This window comes from Halobaculum sp. XH14, assembly GCF_032116555.1.
GTDB classification, from domain to species: Archaea; Halobacteriota; Halobacteria; order Halobacteriales; family Haloferacaceae; genus Halorarum; species Halorarum halobium.
In genome coordinates this window covers 94,892-121,440 of sequence record NZ_CP134951.1, presented here as the reverse complement: position 1 = coordinate 121,440, position 26,549 = coordinate 94,892, and the positions used below count along the sequence as shown (strand labels likewise).

General features: G+C 69.8%; 22 protein-coding genes. 12 read left to right on the top strand and 10 right to left on the bottom strand.

Annotated features, from left to right (window positions below; translation table 11 throughout):
• From RJT50_RS18235 to RJT50_RS18215, 5 genes are read right to left on the bottom strand one after another with little or no spacing between them, the layout of a single operon-like run.
• Complete coding sequence (locus RJT50_RS18235) at positions 1-165, bottom strand: hypothetical protein (protein WP_313696167.1); 165 nt, start codon at positions 163-165, stop codon at positions 1-3.
• Positions 165-1,493 (bottom strand): MFS transporter, encoded by a 1,329-nt coding sequence (locus RJT50_RS18230; RefSeq protein WP_313696166.1) that lies wholly within the window; start codon positions 1,491-1,493, stop codon positions 165-167. The genes RJT50_RS18235 and RJT50_RS18230 overlap by 1 nt, the downstream gene beginning before the upstream one ends.
• Entirely contained in the window at positions 1,486-3,666 is a 2,181-nt protein-coding gene (nasA, locus tag RJT50_RS18225) for an assimilatory nitrate reductase NasA (RefSeq protein ID WP_313696165.1), read from the bottom strand. The genes RJT50_RS18230 and nasA overlap by 8 nt, the downstream gene beginning before the upstream one ends.
• On the bottom strand, positions 3,663-3,800 hold the full coding sequence (locus RJT50_RS18220) for a hypothetical protein (RefSeq protein ID WP_313696164.1): 138 nt from the start codon (positions 3,798-3,800) through the stop codon (positions 3,663-3,665). Before RJT50_RS18220 ends, nasA begins: the two co-directional genes overlap by 4 nt.
• Complete coding sequence (locus tag RJT50_RS18215) at positions 3,793-5,559, bottom strand: nitrite/sulfite reductase (protein ID WP_313696163.1); 1,767 nt, start codon at positions 5,557-5,559, stop codon at positions 3,793-3,795. Before RJT50_RS18215 ends, RJT50_RS18220 begins: the two co-directional genes overlap by 8 nt.
• A gap of 307 nt (positions 5,560-5,866) precedes the next feature.
• On the opposite strand from RJT50_RS18215, the gene RJT50_RS18210 reads away from it, so the two are divergent.
• From RJT50_RS18210 to RJT50_RS18185, 6 genes are all read left to right on the top strand, one after another.
• Positions 5,867-6,271 (top strand): CBS domain-containing protein, encoded by a 405-nt coding sequence (locus RJT50_RS18210; RefSeq protein WP_313696162.1) that lies wholly within the window; start codon positions 5,867-5,869, stop codon positions 6,269-6,271.
• A 78-nt stretch (positions 6,272-6,349) separates the two neighbouring features.
• Entirely contained in the window at positions 6,350-7,141 is a 792-nt protein-coding gene (locus RJT50_RS18205) for an SDR family oxidoreductase (protein ID WP_313696161.1), read from the top strand.
• Between the two features lie 95 nt (positions 7,142-7,236).
• On the top strand, positions 7,237-8,205 hold the full coding sequence (locus RJT50_RS18200; RefSeq protein WP_313696160.1) for an amidohydrolase family protein: 969 nt from the start codon (positions 7,237-7,239) through the stop codon (positions 8,203-8,205).
• 151 nt (positions 8,206-8,356) lie between these two features.
• A complete protein-coding gene (locus RJT50_RS18195; RefSeq protein ID WP_313696159.1) occupies positions 8,357-9,322 on the top strand; it encodes a VOC family protein in 966 nt (321 codons plus the stop codon).
• Positions 9,323-9,365: 43 nt separating this feature from the next.
• On the top strand, positions 9,366-9,800 hold the full coding sequence (locus RJT50_RS18190; protein WP_313696158.1) for a hypothetical protein: 435 nt from the start codon (positions 9,366-9,368) through the stop codon (positions 9,798-9,800).
• A complete protein-coding gene (locus RJT50_RS18185) occupies positions 9,793-10,284 on the top strand; it encodes a DUF7965 family protein (RefSeq protein WP_313696157.1) in 492 nt (163 codons plus the stop codon). Before RJT50_RS18190 ends, RJT50_RS18185 begins: the two co-directional genes overlap by 8 nt.
• 414 nt (positions 10,285-10,698) lie before the next feature.
• On the opposite strand, the gene RJT50_RS18180 is transcribed toward RJT50_RS18185, so the two are convergent.
• From RJT50_RS18180 to RJT50_RS18165, 4 genes are read right to left on the bottom strand one after another with little or no spacing between them, the layout of a single operon-like run.
• Positions 10,699-12,831 (bottom strand): ABC transporter ATP-binding protein, encoded by a 2,133-nt coding sequence (locus tag RJT50_RS18180; protein WP_313696156.1) that lies wholly within the window; start codon positions 12,829-12,831, stop codon positions 10,699-10,701.
• The gene (locus RJT50_RS18175) at positions 12,828-13,766 is read right to left on the bottom strand and encodes an ABC transporter permease (RefSeq protein ID WP_313696155.1); all 939 of its coding nucleotides are present in this window, start codon (positions 13,764-13,766) and stop codon (positions 12,828-12,830) included. Before RJT50_RS18175 ends, RJT50_RS18180 begins: the two co-directional genes overlap by 4 nt.
• Positions 13,766-14,725: an ABC transporter permease gene (locus tag RJT50_RS18170; RefSeq protein WP_313696154.1), complete on the bottom strand. Its 960-nt coding sequence runs from the start codon at positions 14,723-14,725 to the stop codon at positions 13,766-13,768. Before RJT50_RS18170 ends, RJT50_RS18175 begins: the two co-directional genes overlap by 1 nt.
• Positions 14,726-14,740: 15 nt before the next feature.
• On the bottom strand, positions 14,741-16,417 hold the full coding sequence (locus tag RJT50_RS18165) for an ABC transporter substrate-binding protein (protein WP_313696153.1): 1,677 nt from the start codon (positions 16,415-16,417) through the stop codon (positions 14,741-14,743).
• Positions 16,418-16,607: 190 nt separating this feature from the next.
• Between RJT50_RS18165 and RJT50_RS18160 the strand changes: the two genes are divergently transcribed.
• From RJT50_RS18160 to RJT50_RS18135, 6 genes are all read left to right on the top strand, one after another.
• A complete protein-coding gene (locus RJT50_RS18160; RefSeq protein ID WP_313696326.1) occupies positions 16,608-17,855 on the top strand; it encodes a Zn-dependent hydrolase in 1,248 nt (415 codons plus the stop codon).
• A 381-nt stretch (positions 17,856-18,236) separates the two neighbouring features.
• On the top strand, positions 18,237-19,052 hold the full coding sequence (locus RJT50_RS18155) for an IclR family transcriptional regulator (protein ID WP_313696152.1): 816 nt from the start codon (positions 18,237-18,239) through the stop codon (positions 19,050-19,052).
• A 198-nt stretch (positions 19,053-19,250) separates the two neighbouring features.
• The gene (gene rdfA, locus RJT50_RS18150; protein ID WP_313696151.1) at positions 19,251-19,853 is read left to right on the top strand and encodes a rod-determining factor RdfA; all 603 of its coding nucleotides are present in this window, start codon (positions 19,251-19,253) and stop codon (positions 19,851-19,853) included.
• A 137-nt stretch (positions 19,854-19,990) separates the two neighbouring features.
• Entirely contained in the window at positions 19,991-21,943 is a 1,953-nt protein-coding gene (locus RJT50_RS18145) for an archaea-specific SMC-related protein (protein ID WP_313696150.1), read from the top strand.
• A gap of 444 nt (positions 21,944-22,387) precedes the next feature.
• A complete protein-coding gene (locus tag RJT50_RS18140; protein WP_313696149.1) occupies positions 22,388-23,155 on the top strand; it encodes an IclR family transcriptional regulator in 768 nt (255 codons plus the stop codon).
• Between the two features lie 150 nt (positions 23,156-23,305).
• Entirely contained in the window at positions 23,306-24,883 is a 1,578-nt protein-coding gene (locus RJT50_RS18135; RefSeq protein ID WP_313696320.1) for a class I adenylate-forming enzyme family protein, read from the top strand.
• Positions 24,884-24,952: 69 nt separating this feature from the next.
• On the opposite strand, the gene RJT50_RS18130 is transcribed toward RJT50_RS18135, so the two are convergent.
• On the bottom strand, positions 24,953-26,395 hold the full coding sequence (locus RJT50_RS18130) for an SLC13 family permease (RefSeq protein WP_313696319.1): 1,443 nt from the start codon (positions 26,393-26,395) through the stop codon (positions 24,953-24,955).
• Positions 26,396-26,549 lie beyond the last annotated feature (154 nt).

Here is a 26,549-nt window from a genome sequence, read left to right as displayed (position 1 = left end):
TCAGGTCAGGAGCCCGGCCCGCCCGGTGAACGCGAGATACAGCGAGAACACGGTGACCAGCACCGCGAGCGCCATCTCGGCGTACAGCACCGCGCGCCCCCAGCGGTACCAGTCGTCGTGTCCGCGACCGTCGTCCTCGTCTGGCGTCGGCTCGCCGCCGGACATCAGTCGTCGCCCCCGGCGACGGCCGGTTCCTCGCCGAGCCAGCGCTCCCGGCTGCCGATTCCACCCTCCGCGACCCCGCCGCCGCGACCCATCACCCGGACGTAGAAGGCGATGATCGGGAGGAAGAACGCGATCGCGACGACCGCGTAGCCCGCGTGGATGCTCCCGACGCCGCCGAACACGACCGGGTAGACGATGCCGCCGGTCGTGGAGATCCCCCCGATGAACCCCGAGGCTGTCCCCGGTCGATCCGGGAACAGGACCGGCACGATGGCGAACACGCCGCCCGTGCCGAAGCTGACCGCGACGCCGAACGCCGCCAAGACGACGACCGAGGCGGGGAGCAGCCCGAGCATCCCGACGACGGTGAGCGCGACCATCAGGACCGTGATGCAGACGAGCGCGGTCAGCAGCCAGTGGACCCGCGGGGAGTACGGTCGGTCGTCCGCGAGCACCGGGTACGGCGTCCACCCCTTGCGCTGCCAGAGGTCGGACATGTACCCCGAGAACGGCCGCCAGAGCGAGGCGTTGAACGACTGGACGGCCGCGAACGTCCCGGCGGCCGTCTGGACGGCGGCGACGCCCTCGAAACCCAGATCGCCGATCTCGTTCGCAAAGCCCGTGGCGTAGTAGCTCGGCAGCCACGAGTTCATCGCCGTCTCGAGGCCGAACGACATCGCGTACGCCAGCATGAGCGCGATGGCCGAGTAGCGCGTCCAGACGAACAGCGTGTCCTTCAGCGACGCGTTCGACCGGGCGACCTCGGCCGACGCGGCGTCCTTCGCGGGCACGCCCCGCCACCAGTAGAGCCCCGCGATGAGCAGCGCGCCCACGCCGAGGTGAAGGAACGCGTCGCCGAAGTTCACGCCGTAGAGCCGCGGGAGCACCAGCGCGCCGACGCCCGCGCCGACGTTGCCGGTGCCGGCGTACAGCCCCTCCGCGGTGCCCATCTCGTGCTCGTCGAACCACTGGGCGACGTGCTGGATGCCGACGACGAAGCTGATGCCCGCCGAGGCGACGACGAGTCGGGCCACGAACAGCACCTCGTAGCTCGTGACGAACGAGGAGACGATGCTCACCAGTCCGGTGACCGCGAGGATGACGGTGAACGTGGTGTGGGCGCCGACGCGGTCGGCGGCCCAGCCCGCCAGCACGCGACCCGGCGGGGCGAGCCAGAGCGCCGAGCTCGCCAGCAGCGCGAGTTCGCCGGTCGTGAGCCCGAACGCGACGCCGATGCTCGGGCTGAACGCCGCCGTCGAGAACCACATGAGGAACGCCCAGAAGAACCCGAGCGTGGCGAGACAGAGCTGTTCGACCTTGCTAGTCACCGCGGATCGCCTCCGCGTCCGCGACGGCGCTCTCGCCCGTCCCCGTCGCCGGCGTTAGCCGGACCGCGCACTGCTTGAAGTTCGGCTCGTCGGAGCGGGGGTCGGTTTCGGGCAGCGTCAGCTCGTTCGTCCGCGGGTGGTGGATCGGGAGCCAGACGAGCCCCTCCGGGACCGCCGGGTCGGAATCGACGCGGACCGGCACGCGCCCGCGGCGGGAGTCGAGCAGCGCGGTCGCTCCGCCGTCGCCCCGGTCGCCGTGGTCGCCTTCGTCCCCGGGGGTTGCGTCGCCGTCGCCGCTGCCAGTTCCCGTCGCCGCCGCGACGCCCGTCGCGTCGAGCGTCGCCGGGTTGACACGAGCCAGCGGCGAGGCGGGCGAGTCCGCGTCGCGCGACCGGACGCCGGTGTTGTAGCCGTCGGCCTCGCGGCCGGTCGTCAGCGTGAGCGGGTAGTCGTCGTCGACGGGCTCGGGGACGCCGGCGTGGCGGGCCGACGAGAACCGCGCCCGGCCCGACGGAGTCTCGAACGTCCAACCGTCCGGCTCGCCGGCCGCGCCGTCCGCGAGGTAGCGGTAGCCGCCCTCCGAGACGGCGTCGGGCGCCGGCCAGCGGACCGCTCCCGCCGCGTCCAGCCGGTCGTAGCTGATGCCCGACAGGTCGGCGGGCGTGCCGGCGGTGAGCGCGGCCAGTTCCTCGAAGACCGCTTCGGGTTCGGTCGCGTCGAACAGCCCCGGGACGAGCCGGTCGCCGACCGTCGTGATGGCGTCGAGGTCGGTCCGGACCCCCGGCGGCACGTCCATCGCCGGGCGGACGCGCGAGACCCGGCGCTCCATGTTCGTCGTCGTGCCGTCGGACTCGCCCCACGTCGCCGCCGGGAGCACCACGTCGGCGACCTCGGCCGTCTCGGTGTGGAAGGCGTCCTGAACGACGAGGAACGCGTCCTCGAGGCGCTTGCGGACGACGGAGCCGTCGGGCATCCCCGCAACCGGGTTCGTGGCGACGGCCCAGACGGCCTCCACCGGGCCGTCCTCGACGGCCTCGACGGTTCCCACCGGGCCTGGGCCGGGGTCGGCGGGCAGGCGGTCGACGGGGACCGACCACGCCTCGGCGACGACCCGGCGCTCGTCGGGGTCCGTGAACGAGCGCTGTCCGGGCCAGGACCCCTTCGAGGAGACGACGCGCGTGCCCATCGAGTTCGCCTGGCCGGTGAGCGAGAACGGCCCCGTGCCCGGACCGAGGTTCCCGGTCGCCAGGCAGAGGTCGACGAGCGCGGCCGCGGTGTCGGTCCCCTGGACGCTCTGGTTCACGCCCATCCCCCAGTAGACCAGGGTTGGGTCGGCGAACGCCGCCGCCAGCGCGTCGACCGTCTCGACGTCGACGCCGGCGGTTTCGGCGGCGTCGGCCACCGACGGCAGGGCGGCAGCCAGGTCCGCGAACCCCTCCGTCGCCGCGTCGACGAACGCGCGGTCGACCCCCCCGCGCTCGACGACCCGCGCGAGGACCGCTCGGGCGAGCGCGAGGTCGGTGCCCGGGTCAGGGGTGACGTGCTCGTCGGCGACGCCCGCGGTCTTCGTCTCGACGGGGTCGACGACGACGAGCCTGCTGTCGTCCTCGCGGGCGCTCTCCTCGATCCAGCGGAACATCACCGGATGCGCGACCGCCGGGTTCGCCCCCCAGACGACGTGTGTCGCCGCGTCGTCGACGTCGTCGTACGTGCACGGCGGCGCGTCGCTGCCGAACGCGTCGTAGTAGGCCGTCACCGCGCTGGCCATGCACAGCGTCGTGTTCGCGTCGTAGTACCGCGTGCCGACGCCGCCGCGGGCGAGCTTCCCAAGCGCGTAGGCGGCCTCGTTGGTCTGCTGGCCGCTGCCGAGGACGGCGAGGCCGTCGGAGTCGCCCGCGAGCGCGTTCGAGAACCCCTCGACCACGCGGTCGAGCGCGACGTCCCACGTCGTCGGGAGCAGCGCGTCGCCCTCGCGGATCAGCGGTCGGGTGAGCCACTCGCCCGCAGGGTCCGCCGTCTCGCGGATGCCGCGCTGGCACGCGAGCCCACGGTTCGTCGGGTGGGTGACGTCGCCGCGCACCGAGGCGATGCCGTAGCCGGTGTCGACGCCGTGCTGGAGGTGGCCACAGCCCACGGCACACCGCATACAGGTCGTCGGGACGGGGTCGGTCACCGCTCGCCCCCCTCCGGCCGCTCCCTGTCGAGAACCGGGTCCGGGGCGGTCCAGTCGAGCGGGAACAGCTCCGGTGCCGCGTCCATCGACGCGTGCTCGCGGCCGGTCGCCGGGTGCCGGTCCCCCTCAGTCATCGCTCGGGAGCGGCTCGTCGTTCACGTCGGTCGGGGCCGGGCTCTCGCCGTCGTCGAAGGGGTACCACGACTGCTTCGCGTCGTGGAGGCAGGGGTCCTCGTAGGAGGTCTCCTCCGGTTCGGCGAGTTCGACGAGCGTCTCGTGGCCCGTCATGTCGACCCACTCGCGGAACGTCTGGCCGTCCTCCCGGAGCGCGGCGAACGCCCCGACGAGGTTGCGGATCATCCCCGGCACCTCGTCGGCCGGGACCCGCTGGCGCGTCCACTCGATGAACGAGGGCTCCGCGCCGACGCCGCCGCCGACGCCGACGTCCATCGCCTCGACCATCTCGCCGTCCTTGCGGGCGCGCATCCCCTGCAGCCCGATGTCCGCGGTCATCGCCTGCCCGCAGTCCGCGGTACAGCCCGAGAAGTGGAGCTTCAGCTGCGAGACGTCATCGGGGACCTCCACGTTGTGCCGGAACCAGCGCAGCATCGCGGCCGTCCGAGCCTTCGTCTCGGTCAGCGCGAGCGAGCAGAACTCCGTGCCGGTGCAGGCGACCGCGCCCCGGCCGAACACGCCCGGCTCCGGCGTGTGGGTCTCGAGCAGCGGCTCGGCGAGCAAGTCCTCGAGCGCCCCGTCCGGCACGTCCACGATGACGGGGTTCTGCCGGCGGGTGAGCCGCACCTCGCCGCTGCCGTACTCGTCGACGATGTCGGCCAGTTCGATGGTCTCCTCGGCACCCATGCGGCCGACCGGGACGCTGAGCCCCACGTAGTTCCGGCCGTCGGGCTGGTCGTGGACCCCAACGTGGTCGTGCTTCCCGCGTTCGGACTTCCGGCCGGCGTTGTACGTGTACTCCGTGCGGAAGCTCGTCCCCGCACGCCGGAGGTCGAACGCGACCCGGTCGGCGAGCTCCTCGCGGATCGCCTCCGTCCCCCAGTCGTCGACGAAGAAGCGCGCACGGTTCTTGCTCCGGTTGCTCCGGTCGCCCGCCTCGTGGTACAGTTCCACGAACGTCCGGACGATCTCGTACCCCCGGTCGGGGGTGACGAACACGTCGAGCGGGCGGGCGCGGCGCGGTTCGCGCCCGCCGAGCCCGCCGCCCGCACGGACGTTGAACCCCGTCACCGCCTCGCCGTCGACGAGCTTCCGTGCGGGTTCGAGCGCGACGTCGTTGATGGCGTCCTGCGCACAGCCCTCCCGACAGCCCGTGACCGAGATGTTGAACTTCCGGGGCATGTTCGAGAGCGCGTCGTCGCCGCGGAGCTCGTGCTGGATGCGATCCAGCAGCGGGCGCGTCTCGACGTACTCGTGCTCGTCCTTGCCCGCGACCGGACAGCCCGAGACGTTCCGCATCGTGTCCCCGCCGGCCGAGCGCGAGGAGACGCCGACGGCCTCCAGCCTCTCCCACACGTCGGGGATGTCCTCCAGCTTGAGCCAGTGGAGCTGGACCGACTGGCGGGTCGTGAGGTCGATCCAGGCGTCACCGAACTCCGGGTTCTCGACCGGCCCGGTCGCGTACTCGCGGGCGACCTCGCCGATGGCCCGGAGCTGTCCCGGTTCGAGGACGCCGCCGCAGTTCGTCAGCCGCAGCATGAAGTAGCTCTCCTGGCCGCTCCGCTGGTGGAAGACGCCCCAGAACTTGAAGCGCGAGAACCACTCCTCGCGCTCGTCCTCGGGGATCGACTCCCATCCCGCTTCGGCGAACGACTCGATCCGCTCCCGGAGGTCGTCGCCGTACAACTCCTCCTTCCAGTGCTCCTTCTCGTGTACCATGGTCCGTGGGTGAACGGGTGATTCCTGGGCTCAATCGTGCCCAAACGACAGCCGTTTCGGTCCGATCCGTACGGAATCTCGGGTAAAAATCTACTCCTGAATCGTCCTAGTTATAGCCAAATTGCTGGAAGAGTTATCACGAATATGCGTTTCCGGGGGATGTATAATCGTCTCGAATGGGATACACACTACGAACGGACATTATTCTCCAGGTCTAGAACCGGATAATTCGACACCCGTCAGCGTTTGCCCCGTTGTGAGTCATCCTCACGACAACTCTTAACACCCGACCGACGAACGGAGTTCCATGGACGACATCTTCGTCGCGCGACTCATGACCTCCGACCCCATCACCGTCGCGCCGGACACGCTCGTCGAGGACGCGGCCGGAACGATGCTCGACCACGAGATCAGTTCGGTGCTGGTGACCGACGACGACGGCGAACTCGCGGGCATCCTCACCTCCACGGACTTCGTCCGCATCGTCGCCGAACGCCGCCCGAAGGACGAGACGCCCGTCTCCGCGTACATGAGCACCGGCCTGATCACCGCGACGGCCCAGGACGCGGTCGGCGACGTCGCCGACGCGATGCTGGACAACGGCGTCCACCACGTCCCCATCGTCTCCGAGGCCGACGGCGTCATCGGCATCGTGACCACGACAGATCTCGCGGCGTACGTCTCGCAGTCCCGGACGCCGAGCCCCGCCTGACCGCCTCCCTCCCCGAACAGTCGGAAAGTGTTGCCAGAAGGTGAGCCGTTAGGACCGAACTCGTGACACGTTCACAGCATGGACCTCGACATCACGGGGAACTCCGCGATCGTCGCTGCATCGAGCAGCGGGCTCGGAAAGGCGGCGGCGACCGCGCTGGCCCGCGAGGGAGCGAACGTCGTCGTCAACGGACGGGACGAGGAGCGGCTCGAGGCGGCCGTGGCCGACGTCCGCGAGGCGGCGACCGGCGAGGTCGTCGGCCAGCCGGGCGACCTCACCGACGCGGACGACGTGTCGGCGCTGGTCGACCGCGCCGTCGACGAGTTCGGCGGGCTGGACCACCTCGTCACCAACGCCGGTGGCCCGCCGAGCAAGCCGTTCCTGGAGACGACCGACGAGGAGTGGTACGACGCCTACGACCTGCTGGTGATGAGCGTCGTCAGGCTCGTGCGCGAGTCCGTCGAGCACCTCCGGGCCGACGGCGGCGGCACCGTCGTCTGCTCGACGTCCCACAGCGTGAAGGAGGCCATCGACGGCCTCGTGCTCTCGAACTCGGTGCGGATGAGCGTCATCGGGCTGGAGAAGACGCTCTCGCGGGAGCTCGCCCCGGAGATCCGCTGTAACGCCGTCATGCCCGGCGCCCACGAGACCGACCGGATGGAGTATCTCATCCAGACGTCCGTCGACCAGGGCGCCCACGACACGTACGAGGAGGGGTACGACGCCTGGACGGAGGACATCCCGCAGGGGCGGCTCGGCCCCACGGATGAGTACGGCGACGTCGTCGCGTTCCTCTCCTCGGAGCGCTCGTCGTTCATCAATGGCGAGGCGGTGATGGTCGACGGCGGGGACGCCCGCTCGAACCTGTAGGCGGGACGGCCGACCGACCGACTCGGTCACACGGAATTTCCGTCCCACCCGTCCGAATCGTCCGAACCATCCAAACCGATCGAACACCACCACACATGCCGGACACCATCGACGCGTACACCCACGTCCTGACCGAGCAGTTCTACGACACCCTCGTCGCCGAGTACGACTTCCAGGGGCTGACGGGCGACCCGTCGTTCCTCTGGGACCTCGACCGCCGGCTCGGCGACATGGACGAGTACGGGATCGACAGGCAGGTGCTCACGCTCGCGCTCCCGCCGCTCTGGCAGGGAATGGACGGCGAGACGGCCCTGGAACTGACGAAGCTGGCGAACGACGAGGTGCGACGGATCGCCGACGACCACCCGGACCGGTTCGTCCCCGTCGGCACCATCCCGAAGGTGAACGAGGAGTTCATGGCCGAGTTCGATCGGTGCATCGATGAGCTCGACATGGCCGGCATCCAGATGTTCTCGAACGTCGACGGCGAGCCAATCGACCGGCCGCGGTTCCACCCGCTGTTCGAGCGGGCCGAGCGCCACGACGCCCCCCTGTGGATGCACCCGCAGCTCCACGACTGGTACGACTGGGCCAGCGAGTACATGGAGCACCGGCTCTTCGGCTGGCCGTTCGACACGACGCTCGCGCTCTCGCGGCTGGTGTTCGGCGGCGTCACCGAAGCCTACGACTTCGACCTGCTCGCCCACCACGGCGGCGGGATGGTGCCGTTCTACGGCGGCCGGATCGACTCGTTCGTCCGGTCGCGCCGGGAGTACCCCGAGAACTACGCGGACACCGATCTGCCGGAGCTCTCCGAGCGGGCGAGCGACCACTTCCGCGAGTTCTACGCCGACACGGCCGTCAGCGGCTCGGCCATCGCCCACGACTGCGCGCACGGCTTCTTCGGCGACGACAGGCTCGTGTTCGGCACCGACTACCCGTTCGGGCCCGGACGCGGTCGCGAGTGGATCGAGTCCGGCCTGCTCGCCGTCGACGGGATGGACCTGGACGAGTCGGCCCGCGAGCGGGTGCTCGGCGGCAACGTCGCGGCCCTGGTCGAGTGAACCCCCACCGAACGATGCTATCAATTAACAACCGCCGGGGACCATCCCGGAACGAGCGCCACATGCACGTAGCGAGCGGGACGGACGACGCGGGCGGTTCCGGAGCGGTGCTGGCACCGGGAATGGGGACGACGAGCGGGGGGGAGCGGCGATGAGCTCCCCGCTCGCCAAACTCGGCCACGTCGCGGCCTACACTCCGGACGTCGAGGAGTCGCTCTGGTTCTTCCGGGACGTGCTCGGGTTCAAGGTGACCGAGCGGGTCGACGGGACGGCATACCTCCGCGGGATGCGCGACTGGGAGCACCACACCCTCAGCCTCACCGAGGCGGACCGAGGCGGCGTGGACCACGTCGCGTTCCGCACGCGCGACGCCGCGGCGCTGGGCGAACTGGCACGGGAGTTCGAGGCCGACGGGATCGACGTGACCCACGTCCCGGCCGGCGAGGAGCGCGGACAGGGCGAGGCGATCCGCGTCGAGCGGTTCGGCCACCGGTACGAGTTCTACTACGACGTCGAGAAGCCCGACGCGCCGGAGGGTCGGCGGTCGAAGCTCCACAACCGGCTGTACAGCGAGGCCGAGGCGAACCGGGTCGCGCCGCGCCGCATCGACCACGTCCACCTCCAGGACGCCGTCTCCCGGGACCACGCCGCCTGGCTCCAGGGCGTCCTCGGGTTCGAGACGCGCGAGCGGTACCGCGGAGAGGACGACGAACTGTGGGGCTGGTGGCTCGCGGTCACCGCGCTCCCGCACGACATCGCCATCCACCGCGAGGAGGCGGGCAGCGAGTCGACGTTCCACCACGTCTCCTACCACGTCGACGGGTTCGACGACCTCTGGGACGCGGCGGACGTCCTCGCCGAGCACGGCATCGCCCCGGACGGCGGGCCGGGCCGGCACGCCATCACGCAGGCGGACTTCCTCTACGTCTCGGACCCGGCTAGCGGCGTCCGGGTCGAACTGTTCGCCGGACCGGGCTATCTCAACTTCGAGCCGGACTGGGAGCCGATCGAGTGGACCGCCGACGAGATCGGCGGCGCGACCGACCACCAGTGGATCGGCCGCGGGCCCGAGTGGGTCGGCATCCCGTATCTCGACGGCGGTTCCGACGCCGAGTGAGCGACCACCCCGTTATTTGTCACCCCGCCGAGAACCGACGCCGATGGCAACAGCCCTCCACGTCGCCGTCAGGACCGTCCACCTGCTGTCGATGGTCGCGCTCGTCGGCGGGACGGCGGTCACCTGGTACGCCTTCCAGACGCCGGCCAGACCGGACCGGGCGCAACTGCGCCGGGTCGAGTGCGCCTTCTGGACCGTGCTCGCCCTGCTGCTGGCGACCGGCGTCGGCAACCTCGGCGCCCTCGGCGCGCCCGGCCCGGCGACCCGCTGGGGCGGCCTGCTGACGACGAAACTGCTCGTCGTCCTCGTCGTCGTCCTCGGGTCGTTCCTCCGGACGGGGCTCGTACTCCGAGTCCCGGCCGGGGCCGACCTGCGTCGAGAATCCGAGTTCGGGTCGACGCTCGAACGGAGCTATCTAGTAACCACGTGGTCGCTACTGGCCGTCGTCGTCCTCGCGGAGGTGCTCGCCCATGGGTGAGGCCGCCGACCCGGCGGAAGTCTGGCTCGTGGCGACGTTCAACCTCGTCGCCTTCGCGCTCCCGCTGCTCATCCTCGGCCACGCGAGCGGGGGGCTGGCGGACGTGCTGCCCCAGTTCGGCACCCTCCCCGGACTCGCCGGCTTCGGCTACCTCTGGCTGCTACTCTGGCTCTCGACACGGTGGGTGTTCGCGGAGGGCGGCCTCGTGCGGAGCGAGGCGGGCGAGACCGGACGGCTCCTGTTGCGCGGGACGCTCGGGGGCGCGCTGGTCGGGATGGGGTTCGTCGTCGGCATCGCGCTGGTCATCGCGGCCGTGAACGTGGTGGTCGACGGGATGGTCGACGTCGCGGCGTCGGCCTTCCTGCTGCTGATCGGCGCGGCCGGCGGGGCCATCGTCGGGCTGGCCGTCGGCCTCCTGTTCGGGCTCGTCGACGTCGTCTGCTATCGACTGAGCGGGGCGCTCGTCCCGAACCCGGACGGGTGACCGCCCCGCGTCGGTTCGGACGAGTCACTCGAACCGGTCCATCTCCGGACTATTCCGTGGAGACGACATCAGCATCGACGGGGATCGACCAACCTTCTTCGATGAATCGCGGAAACGTGACCTCTACCGCCCACTCGTGTCGGATCTGGTGAAGTCGGTCCAGTTTTCTGGTCGGTCGACGTCGTCCCGAATTGATCACGTCAAAAGGGGGATACCGGACGGTTCGAGCCTAATCAGGGTACTTTGAACCGATAGCCGCCCGCCCCCGTCGAAACGCCAATTCGTTTGAACGTTCGTCGTATTCATCCGATCGCTGATCGTTCGACCGATCGGTCGTCGAGTCCGGCGCGGCAGCCGACAGCGGACGGCCGCCTCGGGTGGCGACGCGCCCCGCCCCCGTTCACCGGCGGCGGGTCAGTCGGACTCGGCCGCGCCCGCGTCCGGTTCGGGGGCCGCGATGAACGATTCGCGCTCGCTCATCTCCTCGATCGAGAGGTGACACGAGATGTGGTGGCCCTCGCCGACGTCCTCCAGCGGGGGGACGTCGGTCTCGCAGACGTCACCGATCTTCCGCGGGCAGCGCGTCTGGAACGGACAGCCCGACGGCGGATCGATGGGCGAGGGGACGCTCCCCTCCAGCAGGATGCGTTCCGGCCGCCGGTGCGGGTCGGCGTTTGGCACCGCCGAGAGCAGGCTCTCGGTGTAGGGGTGGAACGGTGCGGAGAACACCTGGTCCACCGTGCCGAACTCGGCGATCTTGCCGAGGTACATCACCGCGACGCGGTCGCAGATGTGCCGAACGACGCCGATGTTGTGGGAGATGAACAGGAACGCCAGCCCCCGCTCGGCCTGGAGGTCCGAGAGCAGGTTGAGGATCTGGGCCTGCACGCTCACGTCGAGCGCGGACACCGGCTCGTCACAGACGATCAGCTTCGGCTCGACCGCCAGCGCGTGGGCGATGGCGACCCGCTGCTGCTGCCCGCCGGAGAACTCGTGGGGGTACTTCGAGGCGGCCTCGCCCGAGAGCCCGACGCGCTCGAGCAGCTCCCGCACGCGCCGGCGCTTCTCCTCGCCGGTGGCGATGTCGTGTTTCTCCATCGCGCGGCCGACGATGCGGCCGACGGTCTTGCGCGGGTTGAGCGAGCTCCCGGGGTCCTGGAAGATCATCTGCATCTCGCGGCGCAGGCTCCTGACCTCGGTCGAGCCGAGGTCGTGGACCGGCTGGCCCTCGAAGTACACCTCGCCGTCGGTCGGCTCGATGAGCCGCAACGCGGTCCGCGCGACCGTCGATTTCCCGCAGCCGGACTCGCCGACCAGCCCGACCGTCTCGCCCGCGTGGACGTCGAAGCTGATGCCGTCGACGGCCTTCACGGACCGGCGTTCGAGCGTCGGCAGCCCGCCGCCGTCCCGTGACAGGTGGAGGTTGCCGAGGATCCCGTCGCCGGCCGCGAAGTGCTTGCGCAGGTCGCGGACCTCGAACAGCGGCTCCCCGCTCCGATCCACCGCGTCCCGGCCGCCGGTCGCGTCGGGCGTCGTGCTCTCCGAGAGGTCGAGGTCCGCGGCGTGGATGCAGGCCGCCTTCGACGGGGCATCGGCCACGCCATCCAGTTGCGGGTCGCCGCCGACCCGGCAGTCCTCGGTGGCGTGGGGACACCGCGGCGCGAAGTTGCAGCCGTCGGGCAGGTCCCCCAGGTCGGGCATCGAGCCCGCGAGGGTCGGAAGCTCGTCGTAGTCGGTCTCGACCTCCGGGATGGAGTCGATGAGCGCCCGCGTGTACGGGTGGCGCGGCCGGTCGAACAGCTCCATCAGCGGCGCCGTCTCGACGAGGTTCCCGGCGTACATCACGCCGACGTGGTCACACGTCTGGGCGACGACGCCGAGGTTGTGGGTGATCATCAGCACCGCGGTGCCCTCCCGTTCCTGCATGTCGTTCAGCAGTTCGAGGATCTTCGCCTGCGTCGTCACGTCGAGCGCGGTCGTCGGCTCGTCGGCGATGATGAGGTCGGGCTCGCAGGAGAAGCCGATGGCGACGAGCACGCGCTGGCGCATTCCGCCCGAGAACTCGTGCGGGTAGTCGTCGACGCGCTCGGCGGCGTCCGGGATGCCGACCTCGTCCATCGCCTCGATCGCCTGCTCCCGGGCGGCCTTCTTCGAGGCGCCCTGGTGGCGGCGGATGGTTTCGGCGATCTGCTCGCCGACGGTCATCACCGGGTTGAGCGAGGACATCGGGTCCTGCGGGATCATCGCGATGCGGTTGCCCCGCACGTCCCGCATCTCGGCCTCCGTGTAGGAGAGGAGGTCCTCGCCGTCGAACACGACCTCGCCGCCCGTGATATCGCCGGGCGCGTCGATGAGCCGCATGAGCGAGCGCGCGGTCACCGACTTGCCCGCGCCGGACTCGCCGACCAGCCCCATCGTCTCCCTGCGGTCGAGATTGAACGACACCTCGTCGGCGGCGACGATGGGTCCCTCCTCCGTGCGGAACTCCGTCCGCAGGTCTCGAACGTCGAGGAGCGGGCCGTCGGACCGGGTCGGTGACTCGGTCATTCTATCGCCTCCACCTTGGGGTCGAGCACGTCGCGGAGCCCGTCACCCAGCATGTTGAATCCGACGACGGCGATGCCGATGGCCAGCGCCGGGAACAGCAGCATCCACGGCGCGGTCTCCATGAACCCGCGGCCGGTGTTGATCATCAGCCCCCAGGAGGGCCGGGGCGGCTGTGCCCCGAGTCCCAGGAACGAGAGGCTGGCCTCCGCCAGGATGGCGAAGGAGATGTTCAGCGACCCCTGGACGAGCATCGGCGCGGTGCAGTTCGGGAACACCTCGGCGAACACGATGCGCGAGTCGCTCTCCCCGCGCGCGACCGCCGCCTCGACGTAGGACTCGTTCCGTTCGGCGAGCGCCGCGCTCCGCGAGACGCGGGCGATGTAGGGCGTGTAGACGAACGCCAGCGCGATGATGACGTTGCTCAACTCCGGCCCGAGCACCACCAGCAGCGTCAGCGCGAGCAGCACCGGCGGGAACGCCATGGCGGCGTCCATCACGCGCATCAGCAGCTCGTCGGTCAGCCCGCCCGCGTAGCCGGCGACGACGCCGAGGACGGCGCCGACGACGAGCGCGGCCGAGATGGCGCCGAAGCCGACGTACAGCGAGATGCGGCTCCCCACGACGACCCGGCTGAAGATGTCGCGGCCGAGGTCGTCGGTGCCGAACGGGTGCGCCAGCGACGGCGCCTGCGTCCGGTCGGGGATGTTCGTCTCGGCGACGGGGTACGGCGCCAGCGAGAACGGCTGGACCGTGATCCCCTCGACGACGATGGGCCGCGCGAAGAACGCGACGAGGACGAGCGACGCGACGATGGTCAGCCCGAGCATCGCCTTCGTGTTGTGGCGGAACTTGCGCGCGAAGCGGCCGAGCCGCTCGCGCCGCGCGTCGCTGATGCCGATTCCACGGTCGGTCGGTGCCTCCTGCTCTGTCGCCATCACTCCTCACCCCCGTAGCGGATCCGCGGGTCGAAGTAGGCGTACAGCAGGTCGGCGGCGAAGTTCGAGAACATGTATATCAGCGCGACGACGATGATACAGCCCTGGATGAGCGGGATGTCCCTGCTCTGGATTGCGGTCAGCGTCAGCCGACCGATGCCGGGCCAGAAGAACACCTCCTCCAGGACGACGACCCCGCCGAACGCGTAGCTGAACTGGAACGCGATGACCGTGATGACCGGGATGACCGCGTTCTTCAGCGCGTGGCGGAGCACGACGACCCGCTGGCTCATCCCCTTGGCACGGGCCAGGTTGATGTACTCCTCGCTCAGCACCTCCAGCATCGACGACCGGGTCATCCGCATGATGTAGGCGGTGAGCGCGAAACCCATCGCGCCGGCCGGGAGCACGAGGTGTGAGAGCGTGGCCATCGGGTCCTCGCTCGGCGGGACGTAGCCGCCGGTGGGGAAGAAGTTGAACCACACCGCGAACACGAGGATGAACACCAGCCCCCACAGGAAGATGGGCATCGAGATGCCGACGAACGCGAACATCGACGCCGAGACGTCGGGCGCCTCGTTCTGGTTGATGGCCGCGTAGACCCCGAGCGGGATCGACAGCACCACCGCGACGAACGTCGCCGAGACGGCGAGCATGAGCGACCGGGGCAGGCGCTCGGCGACCAGCGCCGAGACCGGCTCGCTAAAACGGAGCGACTGGCCCATGTCACCCTGCAGTAACCCGAACACCCAGTCGAAGTACTGGACGTACAGCGGCCGGTTCAGCCCCATCTGCGATCGGAGCGCCTCCAGCGACTCCTCGGTGGCGTTCGGCCCGAGGATGAGCAGCGCCACGTCGCCCGGCAGGATGGTGGTGACGGCGAAGGCGATCAGCGTGACGAAAAACAGCGTGACCGCCATGAACCCCACGCGGCGGAACACGTAGTTATACATCGACATGAAGGGGAGAGGTGGTTAGCGGTCGAGCCAGTTGTCCTGGAACTGGAGCGTGGAGCCGTCCGGCGCGCCCATGTCGCCCTTGTAGGCGGGCTGGGCGGCGTAGAGGCTCGGCTGCCACCAGAGCAGCAGGTGGCCGGCGCGCTCCTCGTGCATGATCTCGGTCGCCTGGTGGTAGAGGTCCGCGCGCTCGGCCTCGTCGTAGATGGCGCGGGCCTCCTCGACGAGCGAGTTGTACTCGTCGTTACTCCAGCCGGTGAAGAAGAACGCCCCGTCGGGGTGGAGGAACTTGTAGAACGACACGTCGGGGTACCAGAGCGCGAGGTAGGAGCTCGTCGTCGCCTGGAAGTCGCGGTTCGTGTACACGTCCGAGAGCCACGAACTCCAGGTGATCTGCTGGATCTCGAGGTCGATGCCGACCTCCGCGGCGTCGGCCGCGATGACCTCCGCGCCCTGCACCTGGGTCGGGTACGACTGCGGGATCTTGAACGTCGCCGAGAAGCCGTCGGACATGCCGGCGGCGTCGAGGTGCTCCTGGGCGCGGTCGAGGTCGCGCGGCCGCGGGCCGATGTCCGGGTGGACGTACGGGCTGCCGGGCGCGGCGGGCGAGGCCGTCGTCTGCCCGGTGCCGTACAGCGCCGCCTCGGCGACCTTCCCCTTGTCGACCGCAAAGTCGAGCGCGAGGCGGGCGTCCTTGTCGTCGAACGGCTCCCGGTCGCAGTTCAGCCCGAGGTAGACGAGCGACTTCGGGAACTGCGTCTCGAAGCGGACGCTGGAGTCGTTCTGGACGCGCGAGGCGTCCTTGGGCGCGATGCCGTTGATGAAGTCGTACTCGCCCGCCATGAACGATTGGAGGCGGACGCTCGGATCGGGGATCTCGCTCTTGACGATCTCGTCGATGAACGGGCCGCTCTCCTCGCTGGCGTTCCAGTAGTCCTCGTAGCGCGACATCGTGAACGACGTCTCGATCTCGCGGCTCTCGAACTGATACGGGCCCGTGCCGATCGGCTCCTCGACCATCTCCTTCGAGGCGTTCTCGGCGGGCATGATGGCCAGTTCCGCGGTCGCCATCTTCGCGATGAACGGCGCGAACGGCTGGGTCAGCTGGATCTCGAACGTGTAGTCGTCCGGGGCGCGCAGCTCCTCGACGTACTCGAAGAAGCCGGTCGCCAGGAAGTCGCCGTTCTGGACGCGCTCGTAGGTTGCCAGCACGTCCTCGGAGGTCATCTCCGAGCCGTCGTGGAACGTGACGCCCTCCTCCAGCTCCATCGACAGCAGCGTGTTGTCCTCGGACTGCTCCAGCGAACTTGCCAGGTGCGGCTCGATGGAGTAGTCGTCCTGCAGTTTCACCAGCTCCTCGTACACGTTCTCCAGCACGCGCTTGGACGCCGCCGAGGTGTCGATGTGCGGGTCGAGCCCCTGAACCGGCACCGCCCCGCCCCACTGGAGCGTCCCGCCCGTCTGCGGGCCGCCCGACGCGGGGGTGTCGGTCTCGTCGCCGCCACCGCCGCCCGTCCCGCCGGCGTCGCCGTCGGTGCCGCCCGATCCGGAGCCGTCGCCGCCGCCGGCACAGCCGGCCAGCGCCGACGCGCCCGTCACGCCGACCGCGCTCAGGAACGCGCGACGGCCCGCCCCGCTCCGGGCCGGAGTTGCGTTGCTGTCCGGGGAGTCGGTCCCCTTGCTAGGGTCTTGCATACACGGCGTCAGTATTACTCATAACTAATAAAATTTGTGTTCGTCACCGGCTCGCGCGGCCCGGAAACCGGGTGCGGCCCGCCGTTCCGGCCGAGTGCGCCGGCACCCGCGCTCGGCGGCAAAGTGCCACGAGTCACGCACGTTGGCAAACAGTAAAATAGGGTGAGCCACGACTCGGGCAGTGTCAGCCATGGACGTCAACCAGCAGCGACTCAGGAGCGACCTCGAGGCGAACGCCGAGTTCGGGGCCGTTCCGTCGGCGGCCGGTCGGGGACGGACGGTACTGACGGGGACACAACCGGACCGCCGGGCGCGGGAGTTCCTCTGTGAACGGCTGCGCGACGCCGGCCTGACGGTCCGCGTCGACGCGGTCGGCACCGTCGTCGGGCGGTGGTGTCCCCCGAGCGCGGACCCCGAAGCTGCGCCCGTCGCGTCGGGGAGTCACCTCGACTCGGTCCCGGAAGGCGGCATCTTCGACGGCCCGCTCGGCGTCTACGGCGCGCTGGAGGCGGTCCGCACCCTCCAGGAGGCCGGCGTCGAACCCGCGCGGCCCGTCGAGGTCGTCTCGTTCACCGAGGAGGAGGGCCAGCGCTTCGGCGGCGGCCTCGTCGGCTCCGGGGTCGCGGCCGGCGAGTTGACCGTCGACGAGGCGCTCGCCATCGAGGACGACGACGGCATCCCGCTGGGCGACGCGCTCGCGGACATCGGCTACCGCGGCGAGGGGGCCGTCGACGCCGCGGGCTGGGACGCCTGGATCGAGATCCACGTCGAGCAGTCCGAACGGCTCGTCGACGCCGGCGTCCCCGCGGGGGTCGTCTCCAGCATCGTCGGCCTCTCGCGCTGTGCCGTCGAGATCGCGGGCGAGGCGGACCACGCCGGCTCCACGTCCATGGCCGAGCGGGCGGACGCGCTGACGGCCGCAAGCGAGTTCGTGCTCGACGTCGAGCGCGCGACCGGGACGGAGCCGGACGTCTCGGAGACGACCGTCGCGACGGTCGGCAAACTCGGGGTCTCGCCCAACGCGCCGAACGTCATCCCCGGATCGGTCGAACTGACCGTCGACGTGCGCGACGTCTCCTACGACGCCATCCGGTCGGTCATCGAGGCCACGAGGGCGAGCCTCGCGCGACTGGAGGCGGAGCGGCCGGTGACGACCGTGTTCGAGCACGAGTGGGACCGCCGCCCGGTCGGGATGAACGAACGGCTCCGCGGGGCGCTCCACGACGCCGGCGAGGCCGCCGGCGTCGGGACCCTCGACCTCCACTCCGGCGCGGGCCACGACACGATGCACGTCGCCACCGTCACCGACGCCGCGCTGCTTTTCGCACCCTCGGTCGACGGCGTCTCGCACAACCCCCGCGAGTGGACGGACTGGGCGGACTGTGCGGCCGTGACGCGCGTGCTCGCCGGCACCTTCGCGGACCTGGCCGGGGAGTGACGAGCCGGGGACGACGTGGGGGCTGACGCCGAGGCCGCGAGGCGACGGCCCGTCGGCCTCGGTTTCCCGTGACGGCCTGCACTCCGTCGTTCACGTTCCACGACCCGCTCCACGGCCCGGATTCCACGCGGGGGCGTCGCTTCGGGGAGCGACGCGTCGCGTGCCCCTTGTTCACACGGATTCTCGATATGGAAACGGTTACGTTCGATATTGGAAAATCCACTATTGGGACCCTTTAACGTGTCTTTTCGGGTGATAAGAGAGAATCATTTTCGACGAGTCCCGAGGAGACTCACGGGAGACGGCAGTATCGGCCGATCCATGGAAATCGGACGTACGTCAAATACAAACACCTTTGTCGGAGGGACGTGAAGCGCCGCCATGACAACTGACCCCACGCCCGGTTCGCCCCGGACCCTGGAGACGGTGTCGCGCGCGTTCGACGTGATTCGAGCGCTGGAAGCGCTCGACGGCGCAGGGGTGACCGAGCTCGCGGACCACCTCGACCTCTCGAAGAGCGTCGTGTACAACTACCTGAGCACGCTGCGCGAGGAGAAGTTCGTCGTCAAGGAGGGCGACACGTACCGGCTCTCGCTCCAGTTCCTGCTCGTCGGCGAGTACGTGCGGAACCAGAACACGCTCTACCAGATCGGCAAGAGCGAACTGGAGACGCTGGCGGAGAAGACCGGCGAGTTCGCCCACCTCGCGGCCGAACAGCACGGTCTCAGCGTCAACCTCTACAAGGTGAGCGGGGAGAAGGCGGTCGGCAGCAGCTACCAGGTGAACAAGCTCCAGCGGGCCGACTACCTCCACTTCTCGGCGACCGGGAAGGCCATCCTGGCGTTCCTCCCGCGCGAACGCGTGGAGTGGATCGTCGACCGCTACGGCCTGCCCGCGAAGACGGAGGCGACCATCACCGACCGCGAGGCGCTGTTCGAGGAACTGGAGACGGTCCGCGAGCAGGGGTACGCGCTCAACGACGAGGAGGAGATCAAGGGCCTGCAGGCGGTCGGCGCGCCGGTCCGCAACCGCCACGGGCGCGTGCTCGGCTCCATCAGCGTCTCCGGCCCCGTCAAGCGCATGAAACAGCCCGAGTACCACGAGGAACTCGTCGAGCACGTCGTCAACACCGCCAACGTCATCGAGGTGAACGTCAACATGGAGGACACGGAGGACGAGTTCCCGACGTTCAGCTAGCGCCGGGCGGCGGAGCGGCCGTTTCCGAGAGGGGAACCGGCGGTCGCCGCCCCCCGCTCGAACTTACACCGATACCTCTGTAATGGAGGAGTCGGACGAACCGAGCGAACCGTCCGAACCGGTTTGGACGCCTCGCGTCCCCGCCGCGCGACCGCCGACATCGGTTCCTTTGTAATGGGAGGGTGCGAAGGGGAGTTCATGACGACATCCGGTCCCCAGCGGAACAGCAAGGTCGCACGCGTCATCGACGAGTACGACCTGGTCGGGATGGGGGAGCGACTCGAGGCGAGCTGGACGGGCGACGGCGGGGAGCGCACGAGCCTCCGGGACCTCGCGGACGAGTTCAACCGGAGCGTGCTCGAGTCGGCCATCACAGACTCCGGCGGGACCGCCCTGTCGAGCGACGTGGAGACGACCTACGACGTGCTCACCGGCGACGACGTCTCCGAGGCCGACCGGATGCGCAAGCGCCGCGAACTCGAACAGGACGGCGTCGACGTGGATCGGGTCCGCGACGACTTCGTCACCCACCAGGCGATCCACACGTACCTGACGAAGTACCGCGACGCCGAGCTGCCGGACCGCTCTGCCGACCGCGTCCAGCGGAAGATCGAGACGCTCGAACGGCTCCAGGGGCGCACCTCGGTCGTCGCTGAGTCGACCATCGAGGGGCTGGTGAACTCGGAGGACCTGACCGACCGCGAGTACGAGGTGTTCGTCGACATCCAGGTCGTCTGCAGCGAGTGTGGCACGGGCTATGCCGTCGGCGAGCTCATCAGGCAGGGCGGCTGCGACTGCTGATCGGCCGACGAACCGGGGGCGTTCGCTCCTGTCGAAGCGCGGTCGGCGGGCCTGACGGTCACGGGCGGCGGGACCGGCGGGACCGGTTCTTACGAGAAGAAAAACAGTTAAGCCCGTGAAATCAACAACATGTTACGATGGAATCGACGGAACTCACGCGACAGGACGTCCACATCCGGGCGCACAACATCGGCGGCATCGACCAGGCTGAGGTGACGCTTCCGCCGGGGGTGACCGTTCTCAGCGGGCGAAACGCGACCAACCGAACGTCGTTCCTGCAGGCGATCATGGCGGGACTCGGCAGCGAGAAGCCGTCCCTCAAGGGCGACGCCGACGAGGGGCGCGTGGAGCTCGAGTTCGGCGACCAGACCTGCACGCGGACGCTGACGCGCCGGGGCGACACCGTCGTCTTCGACGGCGATCCGTACCTCGAGGACCCGCAGCTCGCGGACATGTTCGCGTTCCTGCTCGAGAACAACGAGGTGCGCCGCGCGGTCGAGCGCGGCGACGACCTCCGCGAGATCATCATGCGGCCCATCGACACGGACCGCATCGAGGCCGAGATCGCCGAACGCGAGCGCGAGAAGAACGAGATCGACGACCGCATCGAGGAGTTCGAACGGCTCGAGAGCGAGCTGCCGGACCTGGAAGCCGAGCGCACCGGGATCCAGGAGAAGCTCGCGGAGGCGCGCGAGGAGCGCGAGGCCGTGCAGGCGGAGATCGACGAGCTCGACGCGGACCTCGAGGAGAGCCGGTCGCGCAAGGAGGACATCGAGCAGGCGTTCCAGAACCTCCGCGAGGCGCGCTCGGAGCTCGAGGACGTGGAGTTCGACGTCGAGGCCGAGCGGACGAGCCTGGACGAACTGGAGGCGGAACGGGAGTCGCTCGAGGAGACCCTGGCGGAGAGCGAGGAGGCCGAGCGGGACCCCGAGGCGATCGCCGACCGAATCGCCGACGCCAGGCGGCGAAAGCGCGCGCTCGACGACACGCTGGGTGAGCTCCAGAGCGTCATCAGCTTCAACGAGGAGATGCTCGACGGCGACGGGCTCGATCTCGACCTGAACGGGGATCCGACCGGCGACGACGGGGCCGTCACCGACCAGCTCGTCGACGAGAGCGAACAGACGGTCTGCTGGACGTGCGGCTCGGAAGTCGAGCGCGACCGCATCGCCGAGACGGTCGACCTGCTCTCGGAGATCCGCAAGGAGAAGCTCGACGAGCGCAACGAGATACGGAGCCGGATCGACGAGCTCTCCAGCGAACGGTCCGAAATCGAGCGGTCCCGCCGGGAGCGCGAGCGCGCCGAGCGACGGCTCGACGAGATCGAGAGCGAGATCGAGGCCACCCAGGAGCGCATCGACGAGCTCGAATCCGCACGCGAGGAGCAGGCCGAGGTCGTCGAGGAGCTCGAGGACGAGACCGAGCGCGTCGGCGAGGGCGACTACGACGAGGTCATCGAGAAGCACCGCCGCGCCAACGAGCTCGAGCTCCGCATCGAACGGCTCGAATCCGAGCTCGAGGGCGTCGAGGGCCGCATCCAGGAGCGCGAGGACGCCGTCGCCGACGTCGAGGGGCTCGAGGAGGAGCGCGAGCAGATCGCCGAGGAGCTCACCGAGCTGCGGACGCGCGTCGACCGCATCGAGGAGGACGCCGTCGAGTCGTTCAACGACCACATGGACGCCGTCCTCGACATCCTGCAGTACGAGAACATCGAGCGCATCTGGATCGAGCGGCGCGAGCGCGAGGTGCGCGAGGGGCGCAGAAAGGTGACCCGCCCCGAGTTCGACCTGCACATCATCCGCTCGACCGACGACGGCCAGTCCTACCGGGACACGGTCGACCACCTCTCCGAGAGCGAGCGCGAGGTGACGGGACTCGTGTTCGCGCTCGCGGGCTATCTCGTCCACGACGTGTACGAGGAGCTGCCGTTCATCGTGCTCGACTCCCTGGAGGCAATCGACTCGGACCGCATCGCCCGGGTCGTCGACTACCTGGAGGAGCACGCCGAGTACTTCGTCGTCGCGCTGCTCCCGGAGGACGCCGAGGCGCTCTCCGAGGACCGCAACTACGTCGAGGAGCTCGCCGCGTAGCGCCCCCCGTCCCCGCTCGAACGCCCGAGCCCTTCACGCCGACGCGAACCCGTCCCCGTCGTTCCGCTCGTCCAGCCGTTCCCCGTTTCGCCCGTCCACTCTTCCCCGTTCCGCCCCGTCGCTCCCTCCGAGCGCGGAGCTCCTTACAGACGTACCAGTGTAACACGCCGACCGCGCCGCGGGATCTTCGTTCGGTGTCACCGAACTAGTGACCGATCACCGCGGCGAGGGGTTCCGAATCTCGCCGAATCGGGGGAATTTTCGTGACGATTCGAACCAACGTGAACGAACACGACAGTTCGTTCGGTCTGACCGAACCAAAATCGAGAGACGGAACGTGGATATCAGACGCTGCTGATTCCCGGGGAAACGACGCCAGGAGGCCGTGTCGCCGCCGGCCGCACGGGCTGAAGAGTTTAGTAGCAGGCGTCACTGGGTTCGAGTATGCCCAGAGAGACCACGGACGGAAGGGGGGTGAGATCGGACGAGACGCTATTCTCCATCATCGAACAGCTCCGCGAGGCCGACGGGATGGGCGTCACCGAGCTGGCGGCGCGGACGGGGTTCGCGAAGAGCACGGTCCACGACCACCTCGCGTCGCTGCTGGCCCACGACTTCGTGGAGAAGCGCGGCGACACCTACCACCTCGGCCTGCAGTTTTTCAGCTACGGCCAGTACGTCCGCAACCAGTACGACGTGTACGAGGCGGCAAAGCCCATCGTGGACGACCTCGTGGAGTCGACGGGGGAGATGGCCTGGCTGCTCGCCCACGAGAACGGTCGACTGATGTATCTCTACGGCCGAGCCGGTCGCACCAACATCAACGCCAACACGCTCATCGGTTCGTGGGCGTACATGCACTGCAACTCGGGGGGGAAGGCGATCCTCGCACAGCTTCCCGAATCCGAGGTCCGGGAGATCATCGACGCCCACGGCCTGCCGGCGCGGACGGACAACACCATCACCGACCCGGACGCGCTGCTCGCCGAACTCGAGCGCGTCCGCGAGCAGGGGTACGGGCTGAACCTCGGCGAGGACCTGGAGGGGATCCACGCCGTCGCGGTCCCGCTCGTGTTCGAAGAGTCCGTCCACGGCGCGCTCGCGGTCGCCGGCCCCGCCCACCGCGTCAGCCGGGAGCGCTGCGAGACCGACCTCGCCGAGCGCCTGCGGGCCTCGACCAACGACGTCGAACTCAACCTCGCCTACCGGTAGGCGACCGTCATCCCCGTTCGGTGAGAGCGAACGAAAACCCCGTCGCCGTCCGTCTCGCCCCGACCGGTCGGCCGAATTCGCGTGACTGCGACGCGGGCCATCGCAATCCTTAAACGGATAAATGCGGAGTGTTCACACAGTTCAGCCACCATGAAATTCCTCGAGGCATTCGACCGCACGGTGCGATGTCACGGCGCGGACACGGCGGTCGTCACCGCCGACGGCCGTTCGTTCACCTACCGCGAGTTCGACCGACGGAGCACGCGCCTGTCGAACGCCCTCCGGGAGCGCATCGGCGACGGGCGCTGTGCGGTGCTCGCGCTGAACGGGCCCTGCGCGGTCGAGTCGATGGTCGCGGGCCACAAGCGCGGCGCCGCGACGGTCCAGCTCTCGTTCCGCGGCGAGGTCGGCGAGCTCGTGGCGATGGCCGAGACCGCCGACGCCGAGGCGCTCGTCTTCGACGACGCGAACGCCGCGACCGCGCTCGCCATGCTCGCGCGGGGCGCGTTCGAGACGGCCATCCACGCCGGCGAGGCCGACCTGACCTCCCTCGATGCCGCCGGCGACGTCGACGGCGCGGCCGCCGCCGGCGTCGAGTCCTACGAGGACGTGCTCGCGGACGCTGACGACGACCTCCACGAGGACCTCCCGGCGGGCGAGGAGTGCAGCGTCTTCTACACCAGCGGGACGACCAGCCGGCCCAAGGCCGTCCGCTTCGACGGCGAGCAGCTGTGGCTCGGCGCGGTCCAGGGCGTCATGGAACACGGCATCGACGTCACCGACACCGCCGTCGTGACGACGCCCTGGTACCACATGGTCACCTCCGATGCGTGGCTCTACCCCCACTTCCTCGCGGGCGCGACCGTCGTCCTGCACCCCAGCTTCGACCCGCAGGAGGTGCTCGAACTGGTCGAGGCCCACGGCGCGACCGGCCTGCTCGCCGTGCCGACCCAGCTCGACGCCATCAACGAGGTGCAGGCCGAGGCCGGCTACGACACGGGGTCGCTGGAGTACGTCCGGACCGGCGGCGCCATCGTCACCGAGCGCCTCGTCGAGCGCACCACGGAACTGCTCTCCGAGCACCTCTACAACACGTACGGGATGACCGAGGCCGGGCCGGACCTCACGTTCGCGCACCCGAGCGCCCAGGACGAGCATCCGGGGACGATCGGCAAGGAGGCGTTCTCGTGGGAGCTTCGCGTCGTCGAGACCGCGCCGGTGGACGAGCATCCCGACCCGGAGGCGACCGTCGACGCCGGCGAGCGCGGCGAGATCATCGCCCGCGGGCCGGGCATGTCCGAGGGGTACATCGACAACGAGCGGGCGCAGGCGAAGAGCTACTTCGGCGAGTGGCTCCGGACGCGCGACGTCGCGCGGATCGACGAGGACGGCTTCCTCTACATCGTTGATCGCGTGGACAACATGTTCACGAGCGGCGGCGAGAACGTCTACCCGGCGGAGGTCGAGCGAGCGCTGGAGGCACACGAGGCCGTGAGCGAAGCGCTCGTGTTCGGCATCGAGGACGAGCGCTGGGGCCGTCGCGTGACGGCGGTCGTCGTGACCGACGGCTCGGTCGACGCGCCGGACCTCGACGACTTTTGCACGGCGAGCGACTCGCTCGCCGACTTCAAGCGCCCCCGCGAGTACGCCGTCCGGACCGACCCGCTCCCCCGGACCGACACGGGGACGGTGCTGCGCGAGTCGGTCATCGAGGAGCACTTCGGCTGAGTCGGGCAAGCGCCCGTCGGCGACGGAGGCGGGCGACGGCGGCGGCGGACGCCGATGACCGCGGGGCGCTCACAGGGCGACGACGAAGATTCCGATCTGGATCGGCACCAGCACGAGCAGCGTCACGAGCGAGCAGACTGTCGCCATCCGGATGAGTTCCCGCGAGTCGACGACGTCGAGCCCGAGGATGGCGACGAGCACCGCCGACTGGTACGGGAAGAAGTAGGTGTTCAGCGCGACCGCCTCGACGAGCGCGACCGGAAGCAGCGGCACCCCCGCGCCCGCCGCGAACGGGACCAGCACCGGCGTGAGCACGCTGGCGACCGCGAGCCCCTCCATCAGGAACGTGAGCGCGATGGCGGCGACGACGACGAACGCGAGCACGAGCGCCAGCGGCGCACCCTCGGGGAGCCGCGAGAGGATGGCCCCGGCAGCCAGATCCGTGAAGGCGGTGCGCCGGAGCCCCTCCGCGATGGCGAAGATGGCGCCGAGGAAGAAGGCGATCGAGAAGTCGGCGTCCGCGAGCGCGTCCGGGCCGACGACGCCGATCCGGGGGGCGAACGCGAGCAGCGTCACGACGAGCGCGCCGTAGAACGGGTGAAGCCCGTGGAGCGAGTCGGTCGCCCAGATCGCAACGCCGACCAGCAGGAACGCGAGCATCCGCCACTGCTCGCCCGACACCTCGATCTCCGTCCCGCCGGCTTCGCCCGGGTAGGCGCCGTCATCGTCCGCCTCCGGGGCCGAGACGGCGTCCGCGTCCCGCGGCCGGTAGAGGACGTACGCGACGAGCGCGATGGCGACCGACCGGCCCACCGCCATCACCGGCCCGAGCCACATCGCCCACTCGACCCAGCCGATCGAGAGGCCGGCGTTCGCCTCCACCAGCCCGGTGATGATGATGTTGGCGAGCGACCCGGTGAGAACGCCGGTCCCCCCGTAGTAGGTGACGAACAGCGGGCCGAGAAACAGGCCGATCTTCGGCCGGCGCTCGGTGAACACGCCGCCCACGGAGACGAGGATGGGCCCCAGGATGAGCACGCGGACGAGCGAGGAGGGCACGAGCACGACGAGTCCCAGCGCGGCCGCCGAGAGCGCGGCCAGCAGGAAGCGGTAGGCGGCCCGCGCGTCGCCGGTCCCGCGGCGCGCCAGCGCGCGGAGCGAGTAGCGCTCGACGAGGCTCGCCAGCCCGCTGCGGCTCGTCGCCTCGCCCAGCAGGATGCCGAGCACGACGAGCCAGGTCGCCGGCGAGCGGAAGCCGACGAGCGCGAGCTCGGTCGAGAACGTCACGCCGACGAGCCCGAGCGCCAGCAGCCCGGTGAACCACGGCTCGACGGGCGCGCCGATCCAGAGGCAGATGCTGAACACCGTGATGGCGAGCATCGTCGCCGCGTCCGGCGAGAGCGGCGCGTAGCGAAGGACCAGCCCCGCGGCCGCCAGCCCGGCCGGGACCGATAGCCACGACGGGTCGAGGTCGGGGAGCGCGTCGTCGGGGAAGCCGGGGAGGGTCGCCATGTGTGACGAATCTGTCCCATCCCACGACACGGGGTCCTATGGGTGTTCCGGAAGGGGAGCCCGACCGCCGACCGGAGATCGGCGGCTTTCCCGGCCCGACCGAACTCGCCCGTCGCCGACCGCGGAAAACGCTTAGTCGGTGGCGGGGCGAATC

Coding starts and splice junctions, on each gene's coding strand:
- RJT50_RS18130 (WP_313696319.1), bottom strand. CDS start 26,395: ATGGCGACCCTCCCCGGCTTCCCCGACGACGCGCTCCCCGACCTCGAC.
- RJT50_RS18140 (WP_313696149.1), top strand. CDS start 22,388: ATGCCCAGAGAGACCACGGACGGAAGGGGGGTGAGATCGGACGAGACG.
- RJT50_RS18155 (WP_313696152.1), top strand. CDS start 18,237: ATGACAACTGACCCCACGCCCGGTTCGCCCCGGACCCTGGAGACGGTG.
- RJT50_RS18185 (WP_313696157.1), top strand. CDS start 9,793: ATGGGTGAGGCCGCCGACCCGGCGGAAGTCTGGCTCGTGGCGACGTTC.
- RJT50_RS18135 (WP_313696320.1), top strand. CDS start 23,306: ATGAAATTCCTCGAGGCATTCGACCGCACGGTGCGATGTCACGGCGCG.
- RJT50_RS18180 (WP_313696156.1), bottom strand. CDS start 12,831: ATGACCGAGTCACCGACCCGGTCCGACGGCCCGCTCCTCGACGTTCGA.
- RJT50_RS18215 (WP_313696163.1), bottom strand. CDS start 5,559: ATGGTACACGAGAAGGAGCACTGGAAGGAGGAGTTGTACGGCGACGAC.
- RJT50_RS18160 (WP_313696326.1), top strand. CDS start 16,608: ATGGACGTCAACCAGCAGCGACTCAGGAGCGACCTCGAGGCGAACGCC.
- RJT50_RS18195 (WP_313696159.1), top strand. CDS start 8,357: ATGAGCTCCCCGCTCGCCAAACTCGGCCACGTCGCGGCCTACACTCCG.
- RJT50_RS18165 (WP_313696153.1), bottom strand. CDS start 16,417: ATGCAAGACCCTAGCAAGGGGACCGACTCCCCGGACAGCAACGCAACT.
- rdfA (WP_313696151.1), top strand. CDS start 19,251: ATGACGACATCCGGTCCCCAGCGGAACAGCAAGGTCGCACGCGTCATC.
- RJT50_RS18205 (WP_313696161.1), top strand. CDS start 6,350: ATGGACCTCGACATCACGGGGAACTCCGCGATCGTCGCTGCATCGAGC.
- RJT50_RS18210 (WP_313696162.1), top strand. CDS start 5,867: ATGGACGACATCTTCGTCGCGCGACTCATGACCTCCGACCCCATCACC.
- RJT50_RS18235 (WP_313696167.1), bottom strand. CDS start 165: ATGTCCGGCGGCGAGCCGACGCCAGACGAGGACGACGGTCGCGGACAC.
- RJT50_RS18145 (WP_313696150.1), top strand. CDS start 19,991: ATGGAATCGACGGAACTCACGCGACAGGACGTCCACATCCGGGCGCAC.
- RJT50_RS18200 (WP_313696160.1), top strand. CDS start 7,237: ATGCCGGACACCATCGACGCGTACACCCACGTCCTGACCGAGCAGTTC.
- RJT50_RS18175 (WP_313696155.1), bottom strand. CDS start 13,766: ATGGCGACAGAGCAGGAGGCACCGACCGACCGTGGAATCGGCATCAGC.
- RJT50_RS18220 (WP_313696164.1), bottom strand. CDS start 3,800: ATGACTGAGGGGGACCGGCACCCGGCGACCGGCCGCGAGCACGCGTCG.
- RJT50_RS18170 (WP_313696154.1), bottom strand. CDS start 14,725: ATGTCGATGTATAACTACGTGTTCCGCCGCGTGGGGTTCATGGCGGTC.
- RJT50_RS18190 (WP_313696158.1), top strand. CDS start 9,366: ATGGCAACAGCCCTCCACGTCGCCGTCAGGACCGTCCACCTGCTGTCG.